The sequence below is a fragment of the Serratia marcescens genome (assembly GCF_001902635.1).
In the GTDB taxonomy this organism is placed as follows: Bacteria; Pseudomonadota; Gammaproteobacteria; order Enterobacterales; family Enterobacteriaceae; genus Serratia; species Serratia marcescens_F.
Window position 1 is genome coordinate 146,123 of the sequence record NZ_MJAO01000003.1, and the last position, 23,343, is coordinate 169,465.

At 59.5% G+C, this 23,343-nt stretch carries 20 protein-coding genes; 16 read left to right on the plus strand and 4 right to left on the minus strand.

The features are described 5' to 3' along the window. The first annotated feature begins 247 nt into the window (after nucleotides 1-247). The 9 genes from bolA (at nucleotide 248) to BHU62_RS03880 (ending at nucleotide 10,894) form a co-directional block, all read left to right on the plus strand. Nucleotides 248-562, plus strand: coding sequence for a transcriptional regulator BolA (gene bolA, locus BHU62_RS03840; protein ID WP_004940361.1), 315 nt, complete (start codon nucleotides 248-250; stop codon nucleotides 560-562). Between the two features lie 367 nt (nucleotides 563-929). Further along, on the plus strand, nucleotides 930-2,234 hold the full coding sequence (gene tig, locus BHU62_RS03845) for a trigger factor (protein ID WP_073529236.1): 1,305 nt from the start codon (nucleotides 930-932) through the stop codon (nucleotides 2,232-2,234). Nucleotides 2,235-2,671: 437 nt separating this feature from the next. Further along, nucleotides 2,672-3,295 (plus strand): ATP-dependent Clp endopeptidase proteolytic subunit ClpP, encoded by a 624-nt coding sequence (clpP, locus tag BHU62_RS03850; RefSeq protein ID WP_073529237.1) that lies wholly within the window; start codon nucleotides 2,672-2,674, stop codon nucleotides 3,293-3,295. A gap of 143 nt (nucleotides 3,296-3,438) precedes the next feature. Then, nucleotides 3,439-4,710 (plus strand): ATP-dependent protease ATP-binding subunit ClpX, encoded by a 1,272-nt coding sequence (gene clpX, locus BHU62_RS03855; RefSeq protein ID WP_004940354.1) that lies wholly within the window; start codon nucleotides 3,439-3,441, stop codon nucleotides 4,708-4,710. 194 nt (nucleotides 4,711-4,904) lie between these two features. Further along, a complete protein-coding gene (gene lon / locus BHU62_RS03860; RefSeq protein ID WP_073529238.1) occupies nucleotides 4,905-7,259 on the plus strand; it encodes an endopeptidase La in 2,355 nt (784 codons plus the stop codon). 216 nt (nucleotides 7,260-7,475) lie between these two features. After that, nucleotides 7,476-7,748 (plus strand): nucleoid-associated protein HU-beta, encoded by a 273-nt coding sequence (gene hupB, locus BHU62_RS03865; protein WP_004940351.1) that lies wholly within the window; start codon nucleotides 7,476-7,478, stop codon nucleotides 7,746-7,748. Nucleotides 7,749-7,926: 178 nt separating this feature from the next. Next, complete coding sequence (gene ppiD / locus BHU62_RS03870; RefSeq protein WP_073529239.1) at nucleotides 7,927-9,810, plus strand: peptidylprolyl isomerase; 1,884 nt, start codon at nucleotides 7,927-7,929, stop codon at nucleotides 9,808-9,810. Between the two features lie 138 nt (nucleotides 9,811-9,948). Further along, complete coding sequence (locus BHU62_RS03875; RefSeq protein ID WP_073529240.1) at nucleotides 9,949-10,326, plus strand: ComEA family DNA-binding protein; 378 nt, start codon at nucleotides 9,949-9,951, stop codon at nucleotides 10,324-10,326. A gap of 154 nt (nucleotides 10,327-10,480) precedes the next feature. Continuing rightward, entirely contained in the window at nucleotides 10,481-10,894 is a 414-nt protein-coding gene (locus tag BHU62_RS03880; RefSeq protein WP_073529241.1) for an acyl-CoA thioesterase, read from the plus strand. A 35-nt stretch (nucleotides 10,895-10,929) separates the two neighbouring features. Here BHU62_RS03880 and queC read toward each other — a convergent pair whose 3' ends face one another. After that, nucleotides 10,930-11,628: a 7-cyano-7-deazaguanine synthase QueC gene (gene queC / locus BHU62_RS03885; RefSeq protein WP_073529242.1), complete on the minus strand. Its 699-nt coding sequence runs from the start codon at nucleotides 11,626-11,628 to the stop codon at nucleotides 10,930-10,932. A 115-nt stretch (nucleotides 11,629-11,743) separates the two neighbouring features. Continuing rightward, the gene (locus BHU62_RS03890; RefSeq protein ID WP_073529243.1) at nucleotides 11,744-13,459 is read right to left on the minus strand and encodes an SgrR family transcriptional regulator; all 1,716 of its coding nucleotides are present in this window, start codon (nucleotides 13,457-13,459) and stop codon (nucleotides 11,744-11,746) included. Nucleotides 13,460-13,563: 104 nt separating this feature from the next. Between BHU62_RS03890 and cof the strand changes: the two genes are divergently transcribed. Next, nucleotides 13,564-14,388 carry an HMP-PP phosphatase gene (gene cof, locus BHU62_RS03895; protein ID WP_073529244.1) on the plus strand — a complete coding sequence of 275 codons (825 nt, stop codon included), beginning with the start codon at nucleotides 13,564-13,566 and terminating at the stop codon, nucleotides 14,386-14,388. Nucleotides 14,389-14,448: 60 nt separating this feature from the next. Here the strand turns inward: cof and BHU62_RS03900 are convergent, their stop codons facing one another. After that, the gene (locus BHU62_RS03900) at nucleotides 14,449-15,489 is read right to left on the minus strand and encodes a PLP-dependent cysteine synthase family protein (RefSeq protein ID WP_015376851.1); all 1,041 of its coding nucleotides are present in this window, start codon (nucleotides 15,487-15,489) and stop codon (nucleotides 14,449-14,451) included. A 122-nt stretch (nucleotides 15,490-15,611) separates the two neighbouring features. On the opposite strand from BHU62_RS03900, the gene BHU62_RS03905 reads away from it, so the two are divergent. From BHU62_RS03905 to amtB, 5 genes are all read left to right on the plus strand, one after another. Beyond that, nucleotides 15,612-16,073, plus strand: coding sequence for an Lrp/AsnC family transcriptional regulator (locus tag BHU62_RS03905; RefSeq protein WP_073529245.1), 462 nt, complete (start codon nucleotides 15,612-15,614; stop codon nucleotides 16,071-16,073). A 92-nt stretch (nucleotides 16,074-16,165) separates the two neighbouring features. Further along, nucleotides 16,166-17,941 (plus strand): multidrug efflux ABC transporter permease/ATP-binding subunit SmdA, encoded by a 1,776-nt coding sequence (gene smdA / locus BHU62_RS03910; protein WP_073529246.1) that lies wholly within the window; start codon nucleotides 16,166-16,168, stop codon nucleotides 17,939-17,941. After that, on the plus strand, nucleotides 17,934-19,712 hold the full coding sequence (gene smdB / locus BHU62_RS03915) for a multidrug efflux ABC transporter permease/ATP-binding subunit SmdB (RefSeq protein WP_073529247.1): 1,779 nt from the start codon (nucleotides 17,934-17,936) through the stop codon (nucleotides 19,710-19,712). Before smdA ends, smdB begins: the two co-directional genes overlap by 8 nt. A 284-nt stretch (nucleotides 19,713-19,996) precedes the next feature. Further along, the gene (glnK, locus tag BHU62_RS03920) at nucleotides 19,997-20,335 is read left to right on the plus strand and encodes a P-II family nitrogen regulator (RefSeq protein ID WP_073529248.1); all 339 of its coding nucleotides are present in this window, start codon (nucleotides 19,997-19,999) and stop codon (nucleotides 20,333-20,335) included. Between the two features lie 35 nt (nucleotides 20,336-20,370). Beyond that, nucleotides 20,371-21,657 carry an ammonium transporter AmtB gene (amtB, locus tag BHU62_RS03925; RefSeq protein ID WP_073529249.1) on the plus strand — a complete coding sequence of 429 codons (1,287 nt, stop codon included), beginning with the start codon at nucleotides 20,371-20,373 and terminating at the stop codon, nucleotides 21,655-21,657. A 90-nt stretch (nucleotides 21,658-21,747) separates the two neighbouring features. On the opposite strand, the gene tesB is transcribed toward amtB, so the two are convergent. Then, nucleotides 21,748-22,611, minus strand: a complete 864-nt coding sequence (gene tesB, locus BHU62_RS03930; protein WP_073529250.1) for an acyl-CoA thioesterase II — start codon at nucleotides 22,609-22,611, stop codon at nucleotides 21,748-21,750. Nucleotides 22,612-22,842: 231 nt separating this feature from the next. Between tesB and BHU62_RS03935 the strand changes: the two genes are divergently transcribed. Then, complete coding sequence (locus tag BHU62_RS03935) at nucleotides 22,843-23,325, plus strand: YbaY family lipoprotein (protein WP_073529251.1); 483 nt, start codon at nucleotides 22,843-22,845, stop codon at nucleotides 23,323-23,325. Nucleotides 23,326-23,343 lie beyond the last annotated feature (18 nt).

Below are 23,343 nucleotides of genomic sequence, written 5' to 3' on the forward strand. Positions count from 1 at the left end.
ACATCATAGCATCGCCGCCGTGCGGTGGAAGCGCGGAAGGCGCCTGAGTGACAAATTTTTACCTGTCGTTGATAAAAACATGCTTTTTTGGCCCGCTCAATCGGATAATCCCCAAGCGGCGGGGATGGTGCTCATCCTTTGGCCGCAGAAAAGAGAAATTTGTCCCGGTGATGGTCTAAACGGGGGAAAACCGGCTAATATTGAACTAGATGGGCACGGTCCTCTGCCGGTGTTGTAAGGAGATCCTATGATTCGCGAGCAAATAGAAGCAAAGTTAAGGGCGGCGTTTGAGCCCGCGTATCTGGAAGTCGTTGATGAAAGCTATCGTCATAACGTTCCGGCGGGTTCAGAAAGCCATTTCAAAGTGGTATTGGTCAGCGATCGCTTCGTCGGCGAACGTTTTTTGACGCGTCACCGCTCCATCTACGGCGTACTGTCGGAGGAGCTGGCGGACGGCGTACACGCGCTGGCGTTGCACACCTATACGCTCAAAGAGTGGGAAGGGTTGCAGGATACCGTGCCGGCCTCGCCGCCGTGCCGCGGTGCCGGGACGCTGGCCTGAGGGGGAATTTTTCAGGTATCAGTGGAACTTTGCCCTCGAATTAGGGTATTACTACTGACGAATTTTGAAACGGCCTGCGGGCCGTTTCTGTTTTAGACGACGACACGGCCGACGCGCAATGTGGCCAACGTTCGGTCTGTTTTGGCGGCCTTTTGGCGATCGAATCGACAAAAGTGTGAGTTTTAGCGCGCCTGCGCCGCCTAGCTTTCCTCGACTCGCCATGCATGCGCCGCTATAATGTCGCGTCTTATTTTTCCGGAATGGTTTCGGGACGCTTCTGTCATCAGGGAACTCGGTTCTTATTTGTAGCCGTCCTGGTTGTTGGAACGGAGTTGACCGAGCACTGTGATTTTTTTGAGGTAACAAGATGCAAGTTTCAGTAGAAACCACTCAAGGCCTTGGGCGCCGTCTCTCTATTACTGTACCGGCTGATACTATCAAGCAGGCGGTGAAAAAAGAGCTGATCAACGCAGCGAAAAGCGTGCGTATCGACGGCTTCCGCAAAGGCAAAGTGCCGATGAACATCGTGGAACAGCGTTACGGCGCCTCTGTTCGTCAGGACGTGCTGGGCGAAGCGATGCAGCGCAGCTTCGTTGACGCGATCATCAAAGAAAAGATTAATCCGGCCGGCGCACCAAACTACGTGCCGGGCGAGTACAAAGAAGGTGAAGACTTCTCCTTCGCCGTTGAGTTCGAAGTGTATCCAGAAGTTGAGCTGAAAGGCCTGGAAAACATCGAAGTTGAGAAACCAGTGGTTGAAGTGAACGACGAAGACGTCGACGCGATGCTGGATACCCTGCGCAAGCAGCAGGCGACCTGGAAAGAAACCGATCGCGCAGCGGAAGCTGAAGATCGCGTGACCGTTGACTTCACCGGTTCTATCGACGGTGAAGAGTTCGAAGGCGGCAAAGCGTCCGACTTCGTGCTGGCAATGGGCCAGGGCCGCATGATCCCAGGCTTCGAAGAAGGTCTGGTCGGTCACAAAGCGGGCGAAGAGTTCTCCATCGACGTGAACTTCCCGGAAGACTATCACGCGGAAAACCTGAAGGGCAAAGCGGCTAAATTCGCTATCGTGCTGAAGAAAGTTGAAGAGCGCGAGCTGCCGGAACTGACCGAAGAGTTCATCAAGCGTTTTGGCGTGGCGGACGGTTCTGTTGCCGGCCTGCGCACCGAAGTTCGCAAGAACATGGAGCGCGAGCTGAAAGGCGCCGTGCGTAACCGCATCAAGTCTCAGGCGATCGAAGGCCTGGTGAGCGCGAACGAAATCGACGTGCCTGCTGCGCTGATCGACGGCGAAATCGACGTGCTGCGTCGTCAGGCTGCACAGCGTTTCGGCGGCAACGAGAAGCAAGCGCTGGAACTGCCGCGTGAGCTGTTCGAAGAGCAAGCGAAACGCCGCGTCGTGGTTGGCCTGCTGCTGGGTGAAGTGATCAGCACCAACGAGCTGAAAGCGGACGAAGATCGCGTGAAAACGCTGATCGAAGAAATGGCCTCTGCTTACGAAGATCCGAGCGAAGTCATCGAGTTCTACAGCAAAAACAAAGAGCTGATGAACAACATGCGCAACGTGGCTCTGGAAGAGCAAGCGGTTGAAGCCCTGCTGGCGAAAGCGAAAGTGACTGAAAAAGCCACTACCTTCAGCGAGCTGATGAACCAGACTCAACAGGCGTAATGCCGGCGTGCCGGGCGCGATGAACGGCGCCCCCGGTTTCGCCTGGCGAACCGGCGCACGATGAAAAAGCCCGCAACCCCGGTTGCGGGCTTTTCTTTTTGCCACGTTGCTGATTAATCTCAGGTTAAGCGTGGCAATATGCACTATATTTACCCTGTTGCCTGGGGAACTGGCTGGCATGATAACGGTCAGAAGAACGGCATCATTTCCGGCGCGTGGAGAAAATCGGCCTCTGGCCTTGAAATCGCGCCGAGGCTCCCCAATCTGTAAAGAATAATTCTGGGGCTGTTTGCCAAAGTGCGCGGGATGAAATAACCGTCGGGTACGTGTGGCGCGGGTCGAATGCTTGAGCATAGTCATCATGGCCGTTCTCAAGTAGAATCGGCGTATTAGGGTGACACCCTGGCCGCCAAGGCAATTTCTATTAGGAGACGGTAATGTCATACAGTGGCGAACGAGATCAATTTGCACCGAGCATGGCGCTGGTGCCGATGGTGGTAGAGCAGACTTCACGCGGGGAGCGTTCTTACGACATCTATTCCCGCCTGCTGAAAGAGCGCATCATTTTCCTGACCGGCCAGGTGGAAGATCACATGGCCAACCTGATCGTGGCGCAAATGCTGTTCCTCGAAGCGGAAAGCCCGGAAAAAGACATTTTCCTCTACATCAACTCGCCGGGCGGGGTAATCACCGCGGGCATGTCGATTTACGACACCATGAAGTTCATCAAGCCGGACGTCAGCACCATCTGTATGGGCCAGGCGTGCTCGATGGGCTCCTTCCTGCTGACCGCGGGCGCCAAAGGCAAACGTTTCTGCCTGCCGAACTCGCGCGTGATGATTCACCAACCGCTGGGCGGCTACCAGGGCCAGGCGACGGACATCGAAATCCACGCGCGTGAAATCCTCAAGGTGAAAGCGCGCATGAACGAACTGATGGCCGAACATACCGGTCAGTCGCTGGAGCAGATCGAACGCGACACCGAGCGCGATCGCTTTATGACCGCGGAAGAAGCCGTGGAATACGGCCTGGTTGACGGCATTCTGACACACCGCAGCTAGAACCACGCGGCGCCGATGGACTATAGTAATCAGAGTGGGCTGGGGCTCGCTCTGTTGCGGCCCCTCGGCGTTCCCGATATGAGTTTGGGCGCACTGCCGTCGTGATTTTCCTGCGGGACAAGACTAAAGAAGAGGTTTGACTGATGACAGATAAGCGCAAAGACGGTTCAGGAAAGCTGCTGTACTGCTCTTTTTGCGGCAAAAGCCAGCATGAAGTGCGTAAGCTGATTGCCGGGCCGTCAGTGTATATCTGCGATGAGTGTGTCGATCTGTGTAACGACATTATTCGCGAAGAGATTAAAGAAGTTGCCCCGCATCGTGAGCGCAGTGCGCTGCCGACGCCGCACGAAATCCGCCACCACCTGGATGACTACGTCATCGGCCAGGAGCAGGCGAAGAAAGTGCTGGCGGTTGCGGTGTACAACCACTACAAACGCCTGCGCAACGGCGATACCAGCAACGGTATCGAGTTGGGCAAGAGCAACATCTTGCTGATCGGCCCGACCGGCAGCGGCAAGACCCTGCTGGCGGAAACGCTGGCGCGCTTCCTGGACGTGCCGTTCACCATGGCCGACGCCACCACGCTGACCGAAGCCGGTTATGTGGGCGAGGACGTGGAGAATATTATCCAGAAGCTGTTGCAAAAATGTGACTACGACGTGCAGAAAGCGCAGCGCGGCATCGTTTATATCGATGAAATCGATAAAATTTCCCGCAAGTCCGATAACCCGTCGATCACGCGCGACGTCTCGGGTGAAGGCGTGCAGCAGGCGCTGTTGAAGCTGATTGAAGGCACCATCGCCGCGGTTCCGCCGCAGGGCGGGCGCAAGCATCCGCAACAGGAGTTCCTGCAGGTCGACACCTCCAAGATCCTGTTCATCTGCGGCGGCGCATTCGCCGGCCTGGATAAGGTGATCGGTCAGCGCGTCAATACCGGCTCCGGCATTGGCTTCGGCGCGACCGTCAAGGGCGAGTCCGAGAAAGCCACCGAAGGCGAATTGCTGCTGCAGGCCGAACCGGAAGATCTGATCAAATTCGGTCTGATCCCTGAGTTCATCGGCCGTCTGCCGGTGGTGGCGACCCTGAGCGAGTTGAGCGAAGACGCGCTGATTCAGATCCTGAAAGAGCCGAAGAACGCCCTGACCAAGCAGTATCAGGCGCTGTTCAACCTGGAAGGCGTGGAGCTGGAGTTCCGCGACGAAGCGCTGAATGCCATCGCCAAGAAAGCCATGGCGCGCAAAACCGGCGCCCGCGGCCTGCGTTCCATCGTGGAAGGCGCGCTGCTCGACACCATGTACGATCTGCCGTCGATGGACAGCGTCGACAAAGTGGTGATCGACGAGTCGGTGATCGCCGGTCAATCCAAGCCGCTGCTGATTTACGGCAAGCCGGAAGCCCAGGCATCTGGCGAATAATTCGCCAGTTAAACCAGAGCGTTATCAGCAAAATGGGGGATTTCATCCCCCATTTCTTTTTCCTGCATTCTTGCCGTTGAATGTAAGAGATTCATCCCCATATACTCATTAACCAGATTTTATGAAACGTTAGATGCTTGCGTCTCATGAGATTCCCCCTCAACCTGGCGGAAATTAAACTAAGAGAGAGCTCTATGAACCCTGAGCGTTCCGAACGCATTGAAATCCCCGTCCTGCCATTGCGCGACGTGGTGGTTTATCCGCACATGGTGATCCCGTTATTTGTTGGCCGGGAAAAATCGATTCGGTGCCTCGAAGCCGCAATGGATCACGATAAGAAGATCATGCTGGTGGCACAGAAAGAGGCCTCAACGGATGAACCAGGCATTAACGACTTGTTCTCGGTTGGCACCGTAGCGTCGATCTTGCAGATGCTGAAGCTGCCGGACGGCACGGTAAAAGTGCTGGTCGAGGGGCTGCAGCGCGCGCGCATCACTACGCTGTCCGACAGCGGTGAGCATTTCGCCGCGCAGGCGGAATACCTTGAGTCGCCGTTGATCGACGAGCGTGAGCAGGAAGTGTTGGTGCGCACCGCGATCAATCAGTTTGAAGGCTATATCAAGCTGAACAAAAAAATCCCGCCGGAGGTGCTGACTTCACTGAACAGCATCGACGACGCCGCGCGCCTGGCGGACACCATCGCCGCCCATATGCCGCTGAAACTCAGCGACAAACAGTCGGTGCTCGAGATGTCCGACATCACCGAGCGTCTGGAATACCTGATGGCGATGATGGAATCGGAGATCGACCTGTTGCAGGTCGAGAAACGCATCCGCAACCGCGTCAAGAAGCAGATGGAAAAGAGCCAGCGCGAGTACTATCTGAATGAGCAGATGAAGGCGATTCAGAAAGAGCTGGGCGAGATGGACGACGCGCCGGACGAGCACGAAGCGCTGAAGCGCAAGATCGATGCGGCTAAAATGCCGAAAGAGGCGCGCGAGAAAACCGAAGCGGAACTGCAAAAGCTGAAGATGATGTCGCCGATGTCGGCGGAAGCGACCGTGGTGCGCGGCTATATCGACTGGATGTTGCAGGTGCCGTGGAACGCGCGTAGCAAGGTGAAAAAAGATCTGGTTAAAGCGCAGGAAGTGCTCGATACCGATCACTACGGCCTTGAGCGCGTCAAGGATCGCATCCTCGAGTACCTCGCGGTGCAGAGCCGCGTCAGCAAAATCAAGGGGCCGATCCTGTGTCTGGTAGGGCCTCCAGGCGTGGGTAAAACCTCGCTGGGGCAGTCGATCGCCAAAGCGACCGGCCGCCAGTATGTGCGCATGGCGCTGGGCGGCGTGCGTGACGAAGCGGAAATTCGCGGTCACCGCCGTACCTACATCGGTTCGATGCCGGGCAAACTGATCCAGAAAATGGCCAAGGTCGGGGTGAAGAACCCGCTGTTCCTGCTGGACGAGATCGACAAGATGTCTTCCGACATGCGCGGCGATCCGGCTTCCGCTCTGCTGGAGGTGCTGGATCCGGAACAGAACGTGGCGTTCAACGATCACTATCTGGAAGTGGATTACGATCTGTCCGACGTGATGTTCGTCGCCACCTCGAACTCAATGAACATTCCTGCGCCGCTGCTGGACCGTATGGAAGTGATCCGCCTGTCGGGTTACACCGAGGACGAGAAGCTCAACATCGCCAAGCAGCACCTGCTGCCGAAGCAGCTTGAACGCAATGCGCTGAAAAAAGGCGAACTGACGGTCGACGACAGCGCCATCATCGGCATCATTCGCTTCTACACCCGCGAAGCCGGGGTGCGTAGCCTGGAGCGTGAAATCTCCAAGCTGTGCCGTAAGGCGGTGAAAACGCTGCTGATGGACAAGACGCTCAAGCATATCGAGATCAACGGCGACAACCTGAAGGATTACCTGGGCGTGCAGCGCGTCGATTACGGCCGTGCGGATACCGAAAACCGCGTGGGCGAAGTCACCGGGCTGGCATGGACGGAAGTAGGCGGCGATTTGCTGACCATCGAAACCGCCTGCGTGCCGGGCAAAGGCAAGCTGACCTACACCGGTTCTCTGGGTGAAGTGATGCAGGAATCGATTCAGGCTGCGTTGACCGTGGTGCGCGCGCGCGCGGAGAAACTGGGCATTAACGCCGATTTCTATGAGAAGCGCGACATCCACGTGCACGTGCCGGAAGGGGCGACGCCGAAAGACGGCCCGAGCGCCGGTATCGCGATGTGCACCGCGCTGGTCTCCTGCCTGACCGGCAACCCGGTGCGCGCCGATGTGGCGATGACCGGCGAGATCACGCTGCGTGGTCAGGTGCTGCCGATCGGCGGCCTGAAAGAGAAGCTGTTGGCGGCGCATCGCGGCGGCATCAAAACCGTGCTGATCCCTTACGAGAACAAGCGCGATCTGGAAGAGATCCCAGACAATGTTATCGCCGATCTGGAGATTCATCCGGTGCAGCGAATCGATGAAGTTTTGAACATTGCGTTGCAAAACCCGGCCTTCGGCGCACTGCCGGTAGCGGCAAAATAGTGACGAATCGCAAAAACCATTGATAAAACTTATACTGGCAAGCCATTTCGGACTTGCCAGTATTTTTTTGTACCGCTAAGTTAGATCTCTGTCGGCCCGCGTTTTGCCACCCGGTCGGTGGCTTGCCAAGGTTCGATGGGATTGATATAACAGCTGCGCTGTCGCAACCGTAGGGATTTTTCGGTGCGACGATAGAATTCTAGAGGGGATGATAGAGTGAATAAGTCACAACTGATCGACAAGATTGCCGCAGGTGCTGATATTTCCAAAGCGGCAGCGGGACGTGCTTTAGACGCAGTAATCGCTTCCGTTACCGACTCTCTGAAAGCAGGGGATGACGTGGCTCTGGTAGGTTTCGGTTCCTTCACCGTGCGTGAACGTTCGGCTCGTACCGGCCGCAACCCGCAGACCGGTAAAGAGATCAAGATCGCGGCAGCCAAAGTGCCGGCCTTCCGTGCAGGGAAAGCGCTGAAAGACGCTGTAAACTGATTGAGCGTCTAACCGTTTAGCGTAACAGGGTTTTGTAATAAACAATCACCTGACGCAGCGGTGCTGGTAAGGTAAGATACAAGGCGCATCGGACTGATGCGCTTTTTTTATTTTTGTCGCAGGGAACGCGCCTGCACAAGGGTTGTTAATCCACATCACAGCGGAGTGTTGTCACACTATGATGGACAATTTACGCGCGGCTGCTAATCACGTCGTGCTCAAAATCATCCTGGCCCTGATCATCCTGTCATTCGTTCTGACCGGGGTGGGTAACTACCTGATCGGCGGCTCCGGCGATTATGCTGCGAAAGTAAATGGTCAGGCGATCGAACGTGCTCAGCTGGAACAGGCTTTCCAAAGCGAGCGCAGCCGCATGCAGCAGCAGCTGGGTGACCAGTTCTCCGCGCTGGCCGGCAACGAAGGCTATATGCAGCAGATGCGCCATCAGGTGTTGTCCCAATTGATCGACAACATGCTGCTCGACCAATACGCCAAGAAGCTGGGCCTGGCGGTCAGCGACGATCAGATCAAGGACGCCATCCGCAAGGCGCCTTACTTCCAGACCAACGGCCAGTTTGATAACGCCAAGTACCTCGATCTGATCGGCCGCATGGGCTATACCGCCGACAACTTCGCGCAGTCGATGCGCCAGCAGTTGGTCAATCAGCAGCTGATCCAGGCCTTCGGCGAATCCGGTTTCGTGTTGCCGTCCGAATCGCAAGCCATGGCGGCGCTGGTGCTGCAGGAGCGCGACGTGCGCCTGGCGACCATCGATCTGAAAGCGCTGCAGGCGAAACAGAACGCCGGCGACGACGAACTGAAAGCGTATTACGATCAGAATAAAAACAGCTTCATCGCACCGGAGCAGGTGAAGGTGAGCTATATCCCGCTGGACGCCGCGTCCATGCAGGACAAGGTGAAAGTGAGCGAAGAGGACATCAGCGCTTACTACGACCAGCACAAGAGCAGCTACGGCCAACCGGAGCGTAAAAACTACAGCGTGATCCAGCTGAAAACCGAGGCGGAAGCCAACGCAGCGCTGGACGAGCTGAAGAAGGGCGCCGATTTCGCCACCCTGGCGAAAGAGAAATCCACCGACATCATCTCACGCCGCACCGGCGGCGAGCTGGGCTGGCTGGAGCCGGAAACCACCGCCGACGAGCTGAAGCAGGCTAACCTGAGCGAGAAAGGGCAGCTGTCTGGCGTGGTGAAATCCTCCGTCGGCTACCTGATCGTGCGTTTGAACGACATCGAACCTGAGAAAGTGAAGCCGCTGAGCGAGGTGCATGACGCTATCGCCAAGCAGGTGCAGCAGGAGAAGGCGGTAGACGCGTATTACGCGCTGCAGCAGAAGGTGAGCGAAGCGGCGACCAGCGATAACGAATCCTTGGCCTCGGCTGAAGATGCGGCCGGCGTGAAAGCGGCGCAAACCGACTGGTTCACCCGTGACAGCATTCCTGCCGCGCTGAACTTCAAGCCGGTGGTGCAGGCGATCTTCGATGGCTCGTTAATCGGCGAGAACGGCGCGCCGGGCAGCAACTCCGACGTGATCACCGTAGACGGCGACCGCGCCTTCGTGGTGCGCGTGAGCGGCCACAAGCCGGAAGGCATTGAGCCGTTTGACCAGGTGAAAGACCGCGTGGCGGAGCTGGTGAAACGCAATAAAGCGGTACAGGAAGCGAAATTGCAGGGTGAGAAGCTGCTGGTTGAGCTGAAGCAGGGCAAGGGCGACGAAGCGATGAAAGCCGCCGGCCTGAGCTTTGGCGCCGTGCAGAAGATGGCACGCGCGCCGGAAGACAGCCAGCTGGTGGAGAGCGTGTTCGCGCTGCCGCACCCGCAGGACGGCAAACCGGTGTACGGCATGTCGCAGGATCGCCAGGACAACGTGGTGCTGATCGCTCTCGATGCGGTGAAGCCAGGCACGCTGCCGGAAGACGAAATGAAAACCTTCGTCGGCAAGATGGAAGAGGGCGCGACCGGCGTTTCCTTCGATTCGCTGCTGGCGAGCCTGCGTAAAGAAGCCAAGATCAAAATGGGCGCCGCTGAGCAACAGCCTCAGTAATCGCCGCATTTTTCTGCAACGCAGTGCAACAAATAAAGGCCGCTTTCGCGGCCTTTTCCACATCTGACATCCGCTGATTGCTGAATTTCCGCCGCCGCGGCAAGGTAGCCTTGCTGTCACACACAAGGAGGATACAGCATGCAACATACAGAGAAACAAGCGTTTTCCGGTTGCCGTTATCATGCCAAAGCCGCGCTCACCGCGCTGCTGTTGTGCCTGGCGGGGCCGGTCGCCGCGGCGGAAAAAGCCGGTGCACCGGCACCTATGCTCTCGGCGCCGGCGAGCAACGGCGGGCAGGAAAGGGTTAAGGCGACCGAAGAGGCGGCGGTCAGCATCAATCAGGCCACTGCCGAACAGCTGGCCGCCGCATTGAGCGGCGTCGGCTTGAAGAAGGCGGAAGGCATCGTGCGCTACCGCGAGCAGAACGGGCCGTTCACACAGGTTGATCAACTGCAGGAGGTGCCGGGCATTGGGCCTGCGCTGTTTGAGAAGAACCGCGCCCGGCTTAAAATGTGATCTCGGTCGCGGCTGCGTGGCAAAATGCCGCTGAGGCCATTGCTCCTCTGCTACATTTTACAGGTCTTACCAGTTTGGCGCGTTGACCAAACGGGCGAGGGAGCCGCCGTGGCTCCCTCTTTCTGTAATCACCAGGCAGGAGCGATTTTCCCCTATGCAAACCTTTATCAAAGTTCGCGGTTATCACCTTGATGTTTACCAGCATGTTAACAACGCCCGCTATCTGGAGTTTCTGGAAGAGGCGCGTTGGGAGTGGCTGGAAAACGAGGCCGGGTTCCGCTGGATGACGGAAAACAACATCGCTTTCATCGTGGTGAACATCAATATCAACTACCGCAGCCCGGCGGTATTGGGGGATAAGCTGCGTATCGACAGCCAAATGGTGCAGCTCAACGGCAAGAGCGGCGTGCTGAGCCAAAAGGTGACGCAGGATCCGGCGGGGACGCCGGTGGCCGACGCGCTGTTGACCTTTGTGTGCGTCGATCTGAAAACGCAGCGGGCGCTGCCGATCGAAGGGGAATTGCGCGAGCACCTGGCGGCGCTCACGCTGAAGGATAATCCGCAGTAAGTTCACGGGCGGCAGAGGCTGCCGCCGTCACTGCCTCAGGCCAGACCGGCTTTCTGTTTCAACGCCGCCATCACGCCCGCCTGGTTGGCCTGGTACTGCATCAGGCCATTGGCGCGCAGGTTGCAGGCGGCACATTCGCCGCAGCCGTCGCCCTTGATGCCGTTGTAGCAGGTCAGCGTATCCTGACGCACGCGGTCCAGCTGGTGGTAATAATCCGCCAGCGCCCAGGTTTCGGCTTTGTTCAGCCACATCAGCGGCGTTTCGAAACGGATATCGCGGGCGATGCCCAGTACCACCGCCTTGTTCAGCGCTTTAACGAACTCGTCGCGGCAATCCGGGTAGCCGGAGAAGTCGGTTTCACACACGCCGGTGATCACCGCTTCCGCTTCCACCTGGTAGGCATAGATCGCCGCCAGCGTCAGGAACAGGATATTGCGGCCCGGCACGAAAGTGCTCGGCAGCGCGTTCTTCTGGTTGGGATCGTAGGCGGGGACCGGAATGTTGTCACGCGTCAGGCTGCTGACGGCCAACTCATTGAGCAGCGTCACGTCCAGCACCTTGTGCGCCTTGGCGCCGAGGGCCACCGACAATTCCTGAGCCACTTCAATCTCGGCGCGATGGCGCTGGCCGTAATCGAACGTGACGCAGTGAACTTCGTCATACTGTTGCAATGCCTGGATCAAGCAGGTCGTGGAGTCTTGTCCACCGCTGAAAACGACAACCGCGCGCTTCATAAAATCACCTTTTTGGGCTTTGGCCTCTCCCGATACACATTCGGGCGGCAGGATAAAAATTGCGTTGCGGCGACAATAGTAGCAGAAAGGGCCGCCAGGCGCAGGGCGGTTCGGCTCAGGCCGGGGCGTCGTCCACCGGCGGTGGCAGCCACGCCTGGCAAAAATCGAACCAGCCGTGGGCAGTCAGCGTCACGCCATGCATGCGCGGCGGTGCGCTGATCTGATACTGGTAGTGAAACAGCGGCGTGATGATGGCGGCGGCCATCAGCTGTTGATAATAAGCCTGCAGCCGTTCGAAGCGCGGTTGCTGCGCCTGCAGCTGTTGGATCTGCCGCAGCGTCTCCTGCTGCTGCTGCCAGCGGCTTTCCGTCAGGATGCCGCGCCACAGCGTATCCTGCCGCAGCCAGCTTTCCAGCGTCGCCTCCGGCGCTTCGCCGATCAGGTTGTCCGCCAACAGCAGGTCGGCCTCGGCGATCTGCGCTTCGCTTTGCCAGCGCTTGCCGGCGTAGTAGCGCACCTCCAGCTCGCAGCCGTGCTGCGCCAACAGCCGCTGCAGCGCGACCGTCACCGTTTCCAGCTCGACCGGCGGCCGATACAGCAGCGTCAGCCGGGCGGGAAGAGGGACATCTTCCTCGATCTGTTGGAGTGGGATGCGCCAGCCGGGCAGCATTTCATGGCTGGGAGTGATCACGCTGTTGGGGATCGGCAGATGGCTCAGCAGACCGGACTGCTGGATCAGCATCAGCAGCTTTTGCCCCTGGGCTTCGTTCAGCAAGCCGTGGCGCAGGTTCAACGCCAGATAGCACCAGCCCAGACTCATGCTGCGCTGCACCGGCCGGGCCTGCGCCAAATCCTCTTGCTGGCCGATGGTAATCCGCACCGGGTGCTGGCAGCTGGCATCGGGACTGGTGGTGGGCAGGTCGGGTGTGATCCAGTATTCGATGGTTTCCAGATACGGATGTTGCAGGTGGTAGCCGGCGTGCTGTTCCAGCCTCACCAGCTGTGGTTCATTCAACGCCAATTTGAACGGGCCGGCGCCGATGGTCGGTAGCTCTGGGTGCGTCATCAGACAGGGCAGTTCCGCCAGGCGGTGCGCCAGCCAGTAGTCGGGCAGGCGCAGATCGAATTGAATGCACAGCGGATGCGGCAGGCTGATGTCCGCGACGTTGGCCAGGCTGGGCTGGCTGCGTGGGTGACGCTGCAGTTTTTCCAACGTTTGCAGCAGCTGCTGACCGGTCAACGGCTCGCCGTTGTGCCAGCGCAGTTGGCTGCGCAGAAAGAAGCGCCAGCGCAGGCCGTGCTCGCCGATCTGCCAGTGGTGCGCCAGATCGGGCTGCGGCTCTGGGTTGCCGGTCATCAGGCGCGTCAGCCCGGCGTGCAGGGTCGACACCAGATGTTGCTCGGCGCGGCCGGTCAGCGTGAGCGGTTCGAGCGCTTCCAGCGTGCGGTAGTAGGGGATGCGCAGCGTCGGGCTGCCGGCCTGCCACTGCCCGCCGAGGTGTGGGCTGAGCAGATCTTGCAGGTGCTGCGGATCGAGCTGTGCCATCTCCAGCGCTCCCTGATGGTTGCCCTGTTGCAGCAGCTGTTGCAACAGCTGAGCGCGCAGTTCATCCGGGGTTTTCAGGCAGTGCAGGCTGGCGCGTTTGCCGCGGCCGGGCTGCGAATGCCAACTCAGCCAGCCTTGATCCCGCAGCTGCTGCACCAGCGTGCGGGCGTGCCGTTCGCTGCAGTAGAACATCGCCGCCAGCTCGCCGATGGTCACGGCGACCGGCGCGCTGCCGAGCTGATGGTACAGGCGTTGATATTGGCTGAGACGGTGAACCAGGCGCATGGGCAGAAATCCGGAACAGTTTTCTCAAATTGTTCACTATTACTTCCGTAAATACCATTCCATACTGCACGGATTGTAATCGCGTTCACATTCAAGAGGTCTTTATGTATCGCCTGGCAGCTTTCGACATGGACGGCACGCTATTGATGCCGGATCACCGGGTTGGCCCGGAAACGCTGGCGGTGCTGAACCAGCTGGTGGAGCGGGAGATGGTGGTGACGTTCGCCACCGGGCGCCACTACCTCGACGCGCAGCCGATCATGGCGCAGCTGGGGCTGCGGGGTTATCTGATCACCGGCAACGGCACGCGAGTGTATGACAACCGCGGCCAACAGCTGCACGCCACCGATCTGCCGGCGGCGGTCGCCGAAGAGGTGCTGCATCATCATTGGCGTACCCGCGCCAGTATGCACGTGTTCCGCGACGAAGGCTGGCTGACGGAATTCCCCGTGCCGGAAGAGATGCTGCGGGCGCACCACCTGAGCGGTTTTCGTTTTCAGTTGGCCGACGTGCGCCGCTTACCGGCGTTCGGCAACAGCAAGGTGTGCTTTGTCGCGCCGCACGAGGAGTTGCTGGAATTGCAGGTGCAGCTGCGGGCGCAGTTGGGCGGCGATGCCGATCTGTGCTTCTCCGCCTATGACTGCCTGGAAGTGCTGCCGCTCGGCTGCAACAAGGGGGCGGCGCTGGACCGGCTGAGCCGCCATCTGGGGCTGACGATGGCCGACTGCATGGCGTTTGGCGACGCAATGAACGACAAAGAAATGCTGGGGGCGGTAGGGCACGGCGTGGTGATGGGCAATGCCCTGCCGCAGCTGAAATCCCTGCTGCCGCAGCTACCGGTTATCGGCCATTGCCAACAACAGGCGGTGGCCCACTATTTACAACATTGGCTGCGTTCACCTTGCCTCACCTATTCCCCCGAAGAATGAGGTTCTCCTTACAGCCGGCCGGGTATGACTACCCGGCTTTTTTTTACCCGAAGCCTGGCGTTACAAATCCGCCAGCTGCGCCAGATACGGCTGCAGGTCGCCGATGTTGTTGCTGACCCATTCCGGGTTGTAATAGGTATCCAGATAGCGTTCACCGCTGTCGCACAGCAGGGTGACGATCGAGCCTTGCTCGCCGTTTTCCCGCATCTGCTTCGCCAGCTGCAGCGCACCCCAGACGTTGGTGCCGGTGGAGGCCCCGACCTTGCGGCCCAGCACGCCTTCCAGCCAATGGATGGTGGCGACGCTGGCGGCATCCGGCACCCGCAGCATGTTATCGACCACTGACGGAATAAACGACGGCTCGGCGCGTGGGCGGCCGATGCCTTCGATACGGCTGCCGCAGCTGCCGATCAGGGTGCGGTCGCCGTGGTGGAAGCAGTCGTAGAACACCGAGTTTTCCGGATCGACCACCGTCAATTGGGTGTCATGCCCTTGATAACGGATATAGCGCCCCAGCGTGGCGGAGGTGCCGCCGGTGCCGGCGCTCATCACGATATGTTTGGGCACCGGGAAGGGTTCGCGCGCCATCTGGCGGAAGATGCTGTCGGCGATGTTGTTGTTGCCGCGCCAGTCGGTGGCGCGCTCGGCGTAGGTGAACTGATCCATATAGTGTCCGTTCAGTTCTTTCGCCAACTGCTCGGAGGCGGCGTAGATCTGGGCGGCGTGATCGACGAAGTGGCAGCGGCCGCCGTAAAAAGCGATCTGCTCTACCTTGCGGCGCGCAGTGCAGGACGGCATCACCGCGATGAACGGCAGGCCGATCAGGCGGGCGAAGTAGGCTTCGGAAACTGCCGTGCTGCCGGAAGAGGCCTCGATGATGGTGGTGTTCTCGGTGATCCAGCCGTTGCACAGGCCGTAAAGGAACAGCGAGCGCGCCAGGCGATGTTTCAGGCTGCCGGTCGGATGGGTGCTTTCATCTTTCAGGTACAGACAGATGCCGGGAAACGCCGGCAGATTCAGGCGAATCAGGTGCGTATCGGCGGAGCGCTGAAAATCCGCTTCTATTTCACCGATAGCATATTTTACCCAAGAGTTTGTCATGATTTGGCCTCAGAATAGGGGGCAGGTTTATGGCGTAGCATAGCCTGTCGGCAGGAAAAAAGGATTGCCATTTTCCCTGTTTAATCGCCTAATGAGAGAAAATTTTTCTCCTGGTGGCCGTTATGTTAGATAAAACAGACCGTAAACTGCTGTGCATGCTGCAACAGGATTGCACCCAGTCGCTGCAGGCGCTGGCCGATGCGGTCAATTTGACCTCCACGCCGTGCTGGAAACGGCTGAAGCGCCTGGAAGACGAAGGCTATATCCGTGGCCGGGTGGCGCTGCTGGATAGTGAAAAGCTCGGTTTAGGATTGACGGCATTCGTGTTGATCAAGACCCAACAGCACAGCAGCGAGTGGTATCAGGCGTTTGTACGGCTGACCAGCCAGATGCCCGAGGTGCTGGCGTTCTACCGCATGGCGGGGGAGTACGACTACCTGATGCAGGTCGAAGTGGCGGACATGAAAAGCTACGACGGTTTTTACAAGCGCCTGGTGAACGGCGTACCGGGCCTCATCGATGTCACCTCGAGCTTTGCCATGGAAAAAATCAAATACACCACCGCGCTGCCGGTGCCGGAGTGAAAAGTTCACCGGGCGGGCGGCTCAACGGTGGTATCCTGCGCTGCTAAAGCAGAAAAAGAGACAAACCCCATAAAACCCTGGAATCAAACTGCGTGAGATTATTTGCACAAATCGGCTGGTACTTCCGCCGGGAGTGGCGCCGCTACCTGGGCGCGGTGGTATTGCTGATCGTCATCGCCATCCTGCAACTGTTGCCACCCAAGCTGGTCGGCATCATCGTGGACGGCGTCACCGAAAAACAGATGTCCACCGGCGTGCTGATGGCCTGGCTTGGGCTGATGATCGGCACCGCGATCGTCGTTTACCTGCTGCGCTATGTGTGGCGGGTGCTGCTGTTCGGCGCCTCTTATCAGCTGGCGGTCGAGCTGCGCGAAAACTTTTACCGCCAGCTCAGCCGGCAAAACCCGGCGTTCTACCTGCGTCACCGCACCGGCGATCTGATGGCGCGGGCCACCAACGACGTGGACCGCGTGGTGTTCGCCGCCGGTGAAGGCGTGCTGACGCTGGTGGACTCGCTGGTGATGGGGTTGGTGGTGTTGGTGGTGATGAGCACCCAAATCAGCTGGCAGCTGACGCTGCTGGCGTTGATCCCGATGCCGCTGATGGCGATCGCCATCAAATATTACGGTGACCAGCTGCACCAGCGCTTTAAATCGGCGCAGGCGGCGTTTTCCAGTCTGAACGATCAGGCGCAGGAGAGCATGACCAGCATCCGCATGATCAAGGCCTTCGGGCTGGAGGATCACCAATCCAATCGCTTCGCCGAAGTCGCGGCGCAGACCGGCGCCAAAAACATGCACGTGGCGCGGGTGGATGCGCGCTTCGATCCGACCATTTATATCGCCATCGGCGCCTCCAACCTGCTGGCTATCGGCGGCGGCAGCTGGATGGTGGTGAACGGCTCGCTGACGCTCGGGCAACTGACCAGCTTTGTGATGTACCTCGGCTTGATGATCTGGCCGATGTTGGCGCTGGCCTGGATGTTCAACATCGTCGAGCGCGGCAGCGCGGCCTACAGCCGTATCCGCAGCCTGCTCGATGAAGCACCGGCGGTGCAGGATGGCCCGCAGGCGCTGCCGGCCGGACGCGGCGTGCTGGACGTGGATATCCGCGCGTTCCACTACCCGGAAAACCCACACCCGGCGCTGCATGATGTGGCGCTGACGCTGAAGCCGGGGCAGATGCTGGGGCTGTGCGGGCCGACCGGCGCCGGCAAATCGACGCTGCTGTCGTTGATCCAGCGCCAGTTCGACGTCGACGAAGGGCAGATCTGCTATCACGGCCTGCCGCTGCCGCAGGTCAAACTCGACGACTGGCGTTCGCGGCTGTCGGTGGTGAGCCAGACACCGTTCCTGTTCTCCGATACCGTGGCGAACAACATCGCGTTGGGCCATCCGGGGGCGACGCAGGCGCAGATCGAGCAAGCGGCGCGGCTGGCCAGCGTCCATGAGGATATTCTGCGGCTGCCGCAGGGCTATGACACCGAGGTGGGCGAGCGTGGCGTGATGCTGTCGGGCGGCCAGAAACAGCGTATCTCCATTGCGCGCGCGCTGCTGCTGGATGCGGAAATCCTGATCCTCGACGACGCGTTGTCGGCGGTGGATGGCCGTACCGAGCACCAGATCCTGCATAACCTGCGCAGTTGGGGGCAAGATCGCACGGTGATCATCAGCGCGCACCGGCTGTCGGCGCTGACCGAAGCCAGCGAGATCCTGGTGATGCAGCACGGCGGCGTGGCACAGCGCGGCGACCCGGCGGCGCTGGCGGCGCAGCCGGGCTGGTATCGCGATATGTACCGTTATCAGCAGCTGGAAGCGGCGCTGGATGAAGCGCCGGAAAACGGCGAGGAGGCGTTGGCCGATGAATAAAGTGCAAAAGCTGTGGCCGACGCTGAAGCGGCTGCTGGCCTACGGCTCGCCGTACCGCAAACCGCTGGGGTTGGCGGTGCTGATGCTGTGGGTGGCGGCGGCGGCGGAAGTCGCCGGGCCGATCCTGGTGAGCTATTTTATCGATAATTACGTCGCCAAAGGGCAACTGCCGCTGATGATCGTCGGCGGGCTGGCGGCGGCCTACGTGCTGCTGGAACTGCTGGCGGCGGCGCTGCACTATTTCCAGGCGCTGTTGTTCAACCAAGCGGCGGTGGGCGTGGTGCAGCGGCTGCGTACCGACGTGATGGATGCCGCGCTGCGCCAGCCGCTCAGCGCCTTCGACACCCAACCTGTCGGGCAATTGATCTCGCGCGTCACCAACGACACCGAAGTGATCAAGGATCTGTACGTGATGGTGGTCTCCACGGTGCTGAAAAGCGCCGCGCTGATCGGCACCATGTTGGTGGCGATGTTCAGCCTCGACTGGCGCATGGCGCTGGTGGCTGTCTGCATCTTCCCGGCGGTGTTCGTGGTGATGGGCATCTACCAATACTACAGTACGCCGATCGTGCGCCGGGTGCGCAGCTATCTGGCGGACATCAACGACGGCTTCAACGAAGTGATCAACGGCATGGGCGTGATCCAGCAATTCCGCCAGCAGGTGCGCTTCGGCGAGCGCATGAGCGCCGCCAGCCAGTCGCACTATCTCGCGCGCATGCAGACTCTGCGGCTCGACGGCTTCCTGCTGCGGCCGCTGCTCAGTCTGTTTTCGGCGCTGGTGCTGTGCGGCCTGCTGATGCTGTTCGGCTTCAGCGGCGAAGGTGCGATCGGCGTTGGTGTGCTCTATGCCTTCATCAATTACCTGGGGCGTTTGAACGAACCGCTGATCGAGCTGACTTCGCAGCAGTCGATACTGCAGCAGGCGGTGGTGGCCGGCGAGCGTATCTTCGAACTGATGGATCGCAGCCAGCAGAATTACGGTGCCGACGATCGTCCGTTGGCCGGCGGCCGCATCGATATCACCGATCTGAGCTTCGCTTACCGCGCGGACAAAAAGGTGCTGCAACATATCTCGCTGGCGGTGCCTTCGCGCGGCTTCGTGGCGCTGGTCGGCCATACCGGCAGCGGCAAGAGCACGCTGGCCAGCCTGCTGATGGGCTATTATCCGGTCAGCGAGGGGGAAGTGCGTCTCGACGGCCGCCCGCTGTCCAGCCTGTCGCACCGCACGCTGCGCCAGGGGGTGGCGATGGTACAGCAGGATCCGGTGGTGATCGCCGATTCGGTGCTGGCTAACGTCACGTTGGGGCGCAACATCGATGAAGAGGCCGTCTGGCGAGCATTGGAAACGGTGCAGCTGGCGGCGCTGGTGCGCGGTTTTCCGCAGGGTATCCATACCCGGCTGGGCGAGCAGGGAAATAACCTGTCGGTCGGGCAGAAACAGCTGTTGGCGATGGCGCGGGTGTTGGTGCAGGCGCCGCAGATCCTGATCCTCGACGAGGCGACCGCCAATATTGACTCGGGCACTGAGCAAGCGATCCAACGCGCGCTGCGGGTGATCCGCGAACACACCACGCTGGTAGTGATCGCCCACCGGCTGTCGACCATCGTCGACGCCGATTCCATTCTGGTGCTGCATCGCGGCCAGGCGGTGGAGCAGGGCAACCATCAGCAGCTGCTGGCGCAGCAGGGGCGCTACTACCAGATGTATCAGCTGCAGTTGGCGGGCGAGCAGCTGGCGGAGGCAGTGCGCGAGGAGAGCCAACCCGCCTGAACATGGGCCGCCATCGCGGCCCTTCTTTTTCCCGACGTCCCGACGCACCACAAGCAGGCAACCCGCCTGCGCCATTCTCCCGTTCTGCACTTTTTCAACGCGCCGCGCACCAAATCAGTGCGCGTTATTTGACCAATGCGTAATGGCGGCACGGCACCGCGTCGCAGCGGCACCCGCGTTCCCGCTAATCCGCTGAATCGCCATGCAAAATAAAATTTGGCACAGGCCTTGCTACGTATAAGGCGTACCGGGGGGAGTTTGGGCTTAATTCGTGGAGGGGCAATATGAAGCTGGTGACCGTGGTAATCAAACCGTTCAAGCTGGAGGACGTGCGCGAGGCGTTGTCCTCCGTGGGCATTCAGGGGCTGACCGTAACCGAAGTGAAGGGCTTCGGCCGCCAGAAGGGGCACGCCGAGCTGTATCGTGGCGCCGAATATAACGTCAACTTCCTGCCCAAGGTCAAAATCGACATCGCCATCGCCGATGATCAGTTGGATGAAGTGGTTGATGTGATTAGCAAAGCCGCCTACACCGGAAAAATCGGCGACGGCAAAATTTTCGTTGCCGAATTGCAACGCGTGATCCGCATTCGCACCGGCGAAACCGACGAAGCGGCGCTGTAACCACGAACTCAGTTAAGTGATGGGGATGATTGACAATGAAAAGACTGTTATCCATGTTGGGCCTGAGTTCGGTAACCCTGGTTCCTTCTTTGGCCCTGGCCGCCCCGGCGGTCGCCGATAAGGCCGACAACGCCTTCATGATGATTTGCACCGCTCTGGTGCTGTTCATGACGCTGCCGGGCATCGCGCTGTTTTACGGCGGCCTGCTGCGCGGCAAAAACGTGCTGTCGATGCTAACGCAGGTCACCGTCACTTTCGCGCTGGTCTGCGTGCTGTGGGTGCTGTATGGCTACAGCCTGGCGTTCAGCGAAGGCAATGCGGTGTTCGGTGGATTTGAAACGGCGATGCTGAAAGGCATCGGCATCGACAGCGTAACCGGCAGTATCAGCCAGATGATCCACGTCGCTTTCCAGGCCTCTTTCGCCTGCATCACCGTGGCGCTGGTGGTGGGCGGCTTCGCCGAGCGCATTCGCTTCTCGGCGGTGCTGATCTTCGCGATCGTTTGGTTCACCCTGTCTTATCTGCCGATCGCGCACATGGTATGGGGCGGCGGTTATCTGGCCACCGACGGCGCATTGGACTTCGCCGGCGGCACCGTGGTGCATATCAACGCCGCCAGTGCCGGGTTGATCGGCGCCTACTTGCTTGGCAAGCGCGCCGGCTTCGGTAAAGAGGCGTTCAAGCCGCACAACCTGCCGATGGTGTTTACCGGGGCTTCCATCCTGTATATCGGCTGGTTCGGCTTCAACGCCGGTTCCGCCAGCGCGGCTAACGGCATCGCGGCGCTGGCGTTCCTGAATACCGTGGTTGCCACCGCTGGCGCCATTCTCTCCTGGACCTTCGCCGAGTGGGTGCTGCGCGGCAAGCCTTCTCTGCTGGGCGCTTGCTCCGGCATGATCGCCGGGCTGGTCGCTGTCACGCCGGCGGCGGGCACCGTGGGCGTAGGCGGGGCGTTGATCATCGGCCTGGTGGGCGGTGTCGCCGGCCTGTGGGGCGTGGTGACGCTGAAGAAATGGCTGAAAGTGGACGACACCTGCGACGTATTCGGCGTGCATGGGGTATGCGGTATTGTCGGCTGTCTGCTGACCGGCGTGTTCACCGCCGCTTCGTTGGGCGGCACCGGCTATGCCGAAGGGGTAAGCATGGGCCACCAGGTGTGGATCCAGCTGGTAAGCGTGCTGATCACGCTGGTGTGGTCGAGCGTCGCCGCCTTTATCGCCTTCAAGATCGCGGGCTCCATGGTGGGGCTGCGGGTGCCGGAAGAGCAGGAACGTGAAGGGCTGGACGTCAACAGTCACGGCGAGAGCGCCTATAACCAGTAAGACGCGAAGCGGGGCAGTGCGCTAAACAATAAAATAATGATGGGGCAAAAAGGGGCGAGGTTTCCATCGCCCCTTTATTTATGCATCGAGTCAGGCGTCGCGCTGGCGAATCACCCCTTCCTGTACGGTGGTGGCGACCAGTACGCCATCGCGGGTATAGATCTGGCCACGCACAAAGCCACGCGCACCGGAGGCGGAGGAGCTTTCCACCGCGTACAGCAGCCAGTCATCCATGCGGAACGGACGGTGGAACCACATCGAATGGTCGATGGTGGCTACCTGCATGCCCGGCTCGAGGAAGCCGACACCGTGCGGCTGCAGCGCCGTCGGCAGGAAGTTGAAGTCAGACGCGTAGCCCAGCAGATATTGGTGGATGCGCGGATCGTCCGGCATGCTGCCGTTGGCGCGGAACCACACATAGCGATGCGGTTCTTCCACGCTGCCTTTCAACGGGTTGTGGAATTTCACCGGACGCATTTCGATCGGCTTCTGGCCGATAAACTTCTCGCGCACTTTTTCCGGCAGCATATGCGCCAGCTTCTGGGCGATCTCCGATTCGGACAGCAGCCCTTCCGGCGGCGGTACGTCCGGCATGAGGTTCTGGTGCTCAAATCCCTCTTCCGGGCTCTGGAAGGAAGCGGTCATATAGAAGATAGGTTTGCCGTGTTGGATGGCGCTGACGCGGCGAGCGCTGAAGCTGTGGCCGTCGCGCAGGGTTTCCACGTCGTAGACGATCGGCTTGCTGCTGTCGCCCGGGCGCAGGAAGTAGCTGTGGAACGAATGCACGCTGCGCTCGTCTGGCACCGTCTGTTTGGCGGCGTACAGCGCCTGGCCGACCACCTGACCACCGAACACCTGGCGTAGCCCCAGATCTTCGCTTTGGCCGCGGAATAGCCCTTCTTCGATTTTCTCCAGATCCAGCAGATCGAGGAGGTTTTGCAATGCCTGGCTCATAAAGTTGTTACCTTTCTAATAATCATTTTGCGCAGTGTGCGGAATATCACGGCGCGGCGTCAACATGTTGCGTTAAAGGCGTGGTGAAAATGGTTTTAATAGTGAGCGTTTTTAGTACGGTAAGTGATTAATAGGTGGGGTTAAATGGCATTATCAGTGCTTTGTGCTAACTTTAATGAGTAAGGTGGTGAAAGCCACCAACATGTTGATAATAAAAAAGGAGACCGATCCATGAAACTCTGGCAAGTCGTAGGTGGCGCCGCAGTCCTGACGATCGTTCTGACGGGGTGCGTCCATAAGAGTGCGAATATGCACCAGCCGGCGGCAGGAAACTCAATGGTGACACAAACGCAGATTCAGGGCCCGTCGGTGACAGGTTCGGTTAGCATGCGTCAGCGCATTGCGCTGCCGCCGGATGCCGTACTGACAGTCACGCTTTCCGACGCCACCCTGGATGCGGGGCCAACCAAAGTGATCGCCCAAAGCGCCATGCGCACCGATGGGCAACAGGTGCCGTTCAACTTTGTTTTACCGTATAACCCGGCCAACATCCAGCCCAACGCCCGCGTGATTGTGAGCGCTGCGGTGATGGTGAATGGTCGTATGGCCTTCGTGACGGAAACGATTAAGGAAGTGGTGACCCGTAACGGCAATCGCGCCGATCTGTTGCTGGTGCCTGCACAGGGTGTACCGGTGGAAACCGTGTTGCGATAATGTCTTATCTCTGAAGCT

Excerpts from the sequence above, each read along its gene's own strand:
- bolA (WP_004940361.1), top strand. The coding sequence starts at position 248 with ATGATTCGCGAGCAAATAGAAGCAAAGTTAAGGGCGGCGTTTGAGCCC.
- tig (WP_073529236.1), top strand. The coding sequence starts at position 930 with ATGCAAGTTTCAGTAGAAACCACTCAAGGCCTTGGGCGCCGTCTCTCT.
- clpP (WP_073529237.1), top strand. The coding sequence starts at position 2,672 with ATGTCATACAGTGGCGAACGAGATCAATTTGCACCGAGCATGGCGCTG.
- clpX (WP_004940354.1), top strand. The coding sequence starts at position 3,439 with ATGACAGATAAGCGCAAAGACGGTTCAGGAAAGCTGCTGTACTGCTCT.
- lon (WP_073529238.1), top strand. The coding sequence starts at position 4,905 with ATGAACCCTGAGCGTTCCGAACGCATTGAAATCCCCGTCCTGCCATTG.
- ppiD (WP_073529239.1), top strand. The coding sequence starts at position 7,927 with ATGATGGACAATTTACGCGCGGCTGCTAATCACGTCGTGCTCAAAATC.
- BHU62_RS03875 (WP_073529240.1), top strand. The coding sequence starts at position 9,949 with ATGCAACATACAGAGAAACAAGCGTTTTCCGGTTGCCGTTATCATGCC.
- BHU62_RS03880 (WP_073529241.1), top strand. The coding sequence starts at position 10,481 with ATGCAAACCTTTATCAAAGTTCGCGGTTATCACCTTGATGTTTACCAG.
- queC (WP_073529242.1), bottom strand. The coding sequence starts at position 11,628 with ATGAAGCGCGCGGTTGTCGTTTTCAGCGGTGGACAAGACTCCACGACC.
- BHU62_RS03890 (WP_073529243.1), bottom strand. The coding sequence starts at position 13,459 with ATGCGCCTGGTTCACCGTCTCAGCCAATATCAACGCCTGTACCATCAG.
- cof (WP_073529244.1), top strand. The coding sequence starts at position 13,564 with ATGTATCGCCTGGCAGCTTTCGACATGGACGGCACGCTATTGATGCCG.
- BHU62_RS03900 (WP_015376851.1), bottom strand. The coding sequence starts at position 15,489 with ATGACAAACTCTTGGGTAAAATATGCTATCGGTGAAATAGAAGCGGAT.
- BHU62_RS03905 (WP_073529245.1), top strand. The coding sequence starts at position 15,612 with ATGTTAGATAAAACAGACCGTAAACTGCTGTGCATGCTGCAACAGGAT.
- smdB (WP_073529247.1), top strand. The coding sequence starts at position 17,934 with ATGAATAAAGTGCAAAAGCTGTGGCCGACGCTGAAGCGGCTGCTGGCC.
- glnK (WP_073529248.1), top strand. The coding sequence starts at position 19,997 with ATGAAGCTGGTGACCGTGGTAATCAAACCGTTCAAGCTGGAGGACGTG.
- amtB (WP_073529249.1), top strand. The coding sequence starts at position 20,371 with ATGAAAAGACTGTTATCCATGTTGGGCCTGAGTTCGGTAACCCTGGTT.
- tesB (WP_073529250.1), bottom strand. The coding sequence starts at position 22,611 with ATGAGCCAGGCATTGCAAAACCTCCTCGATCTGCTGGATCTGGAGAAA.
- BHU62_RS03935 (WP_073529251.1), top strand. The coding sequence starts at position 22,843 with ATGAAACTCTGGCAAGTCGTAGGTGGCGCCGCAGTCCTGACGATCGTT.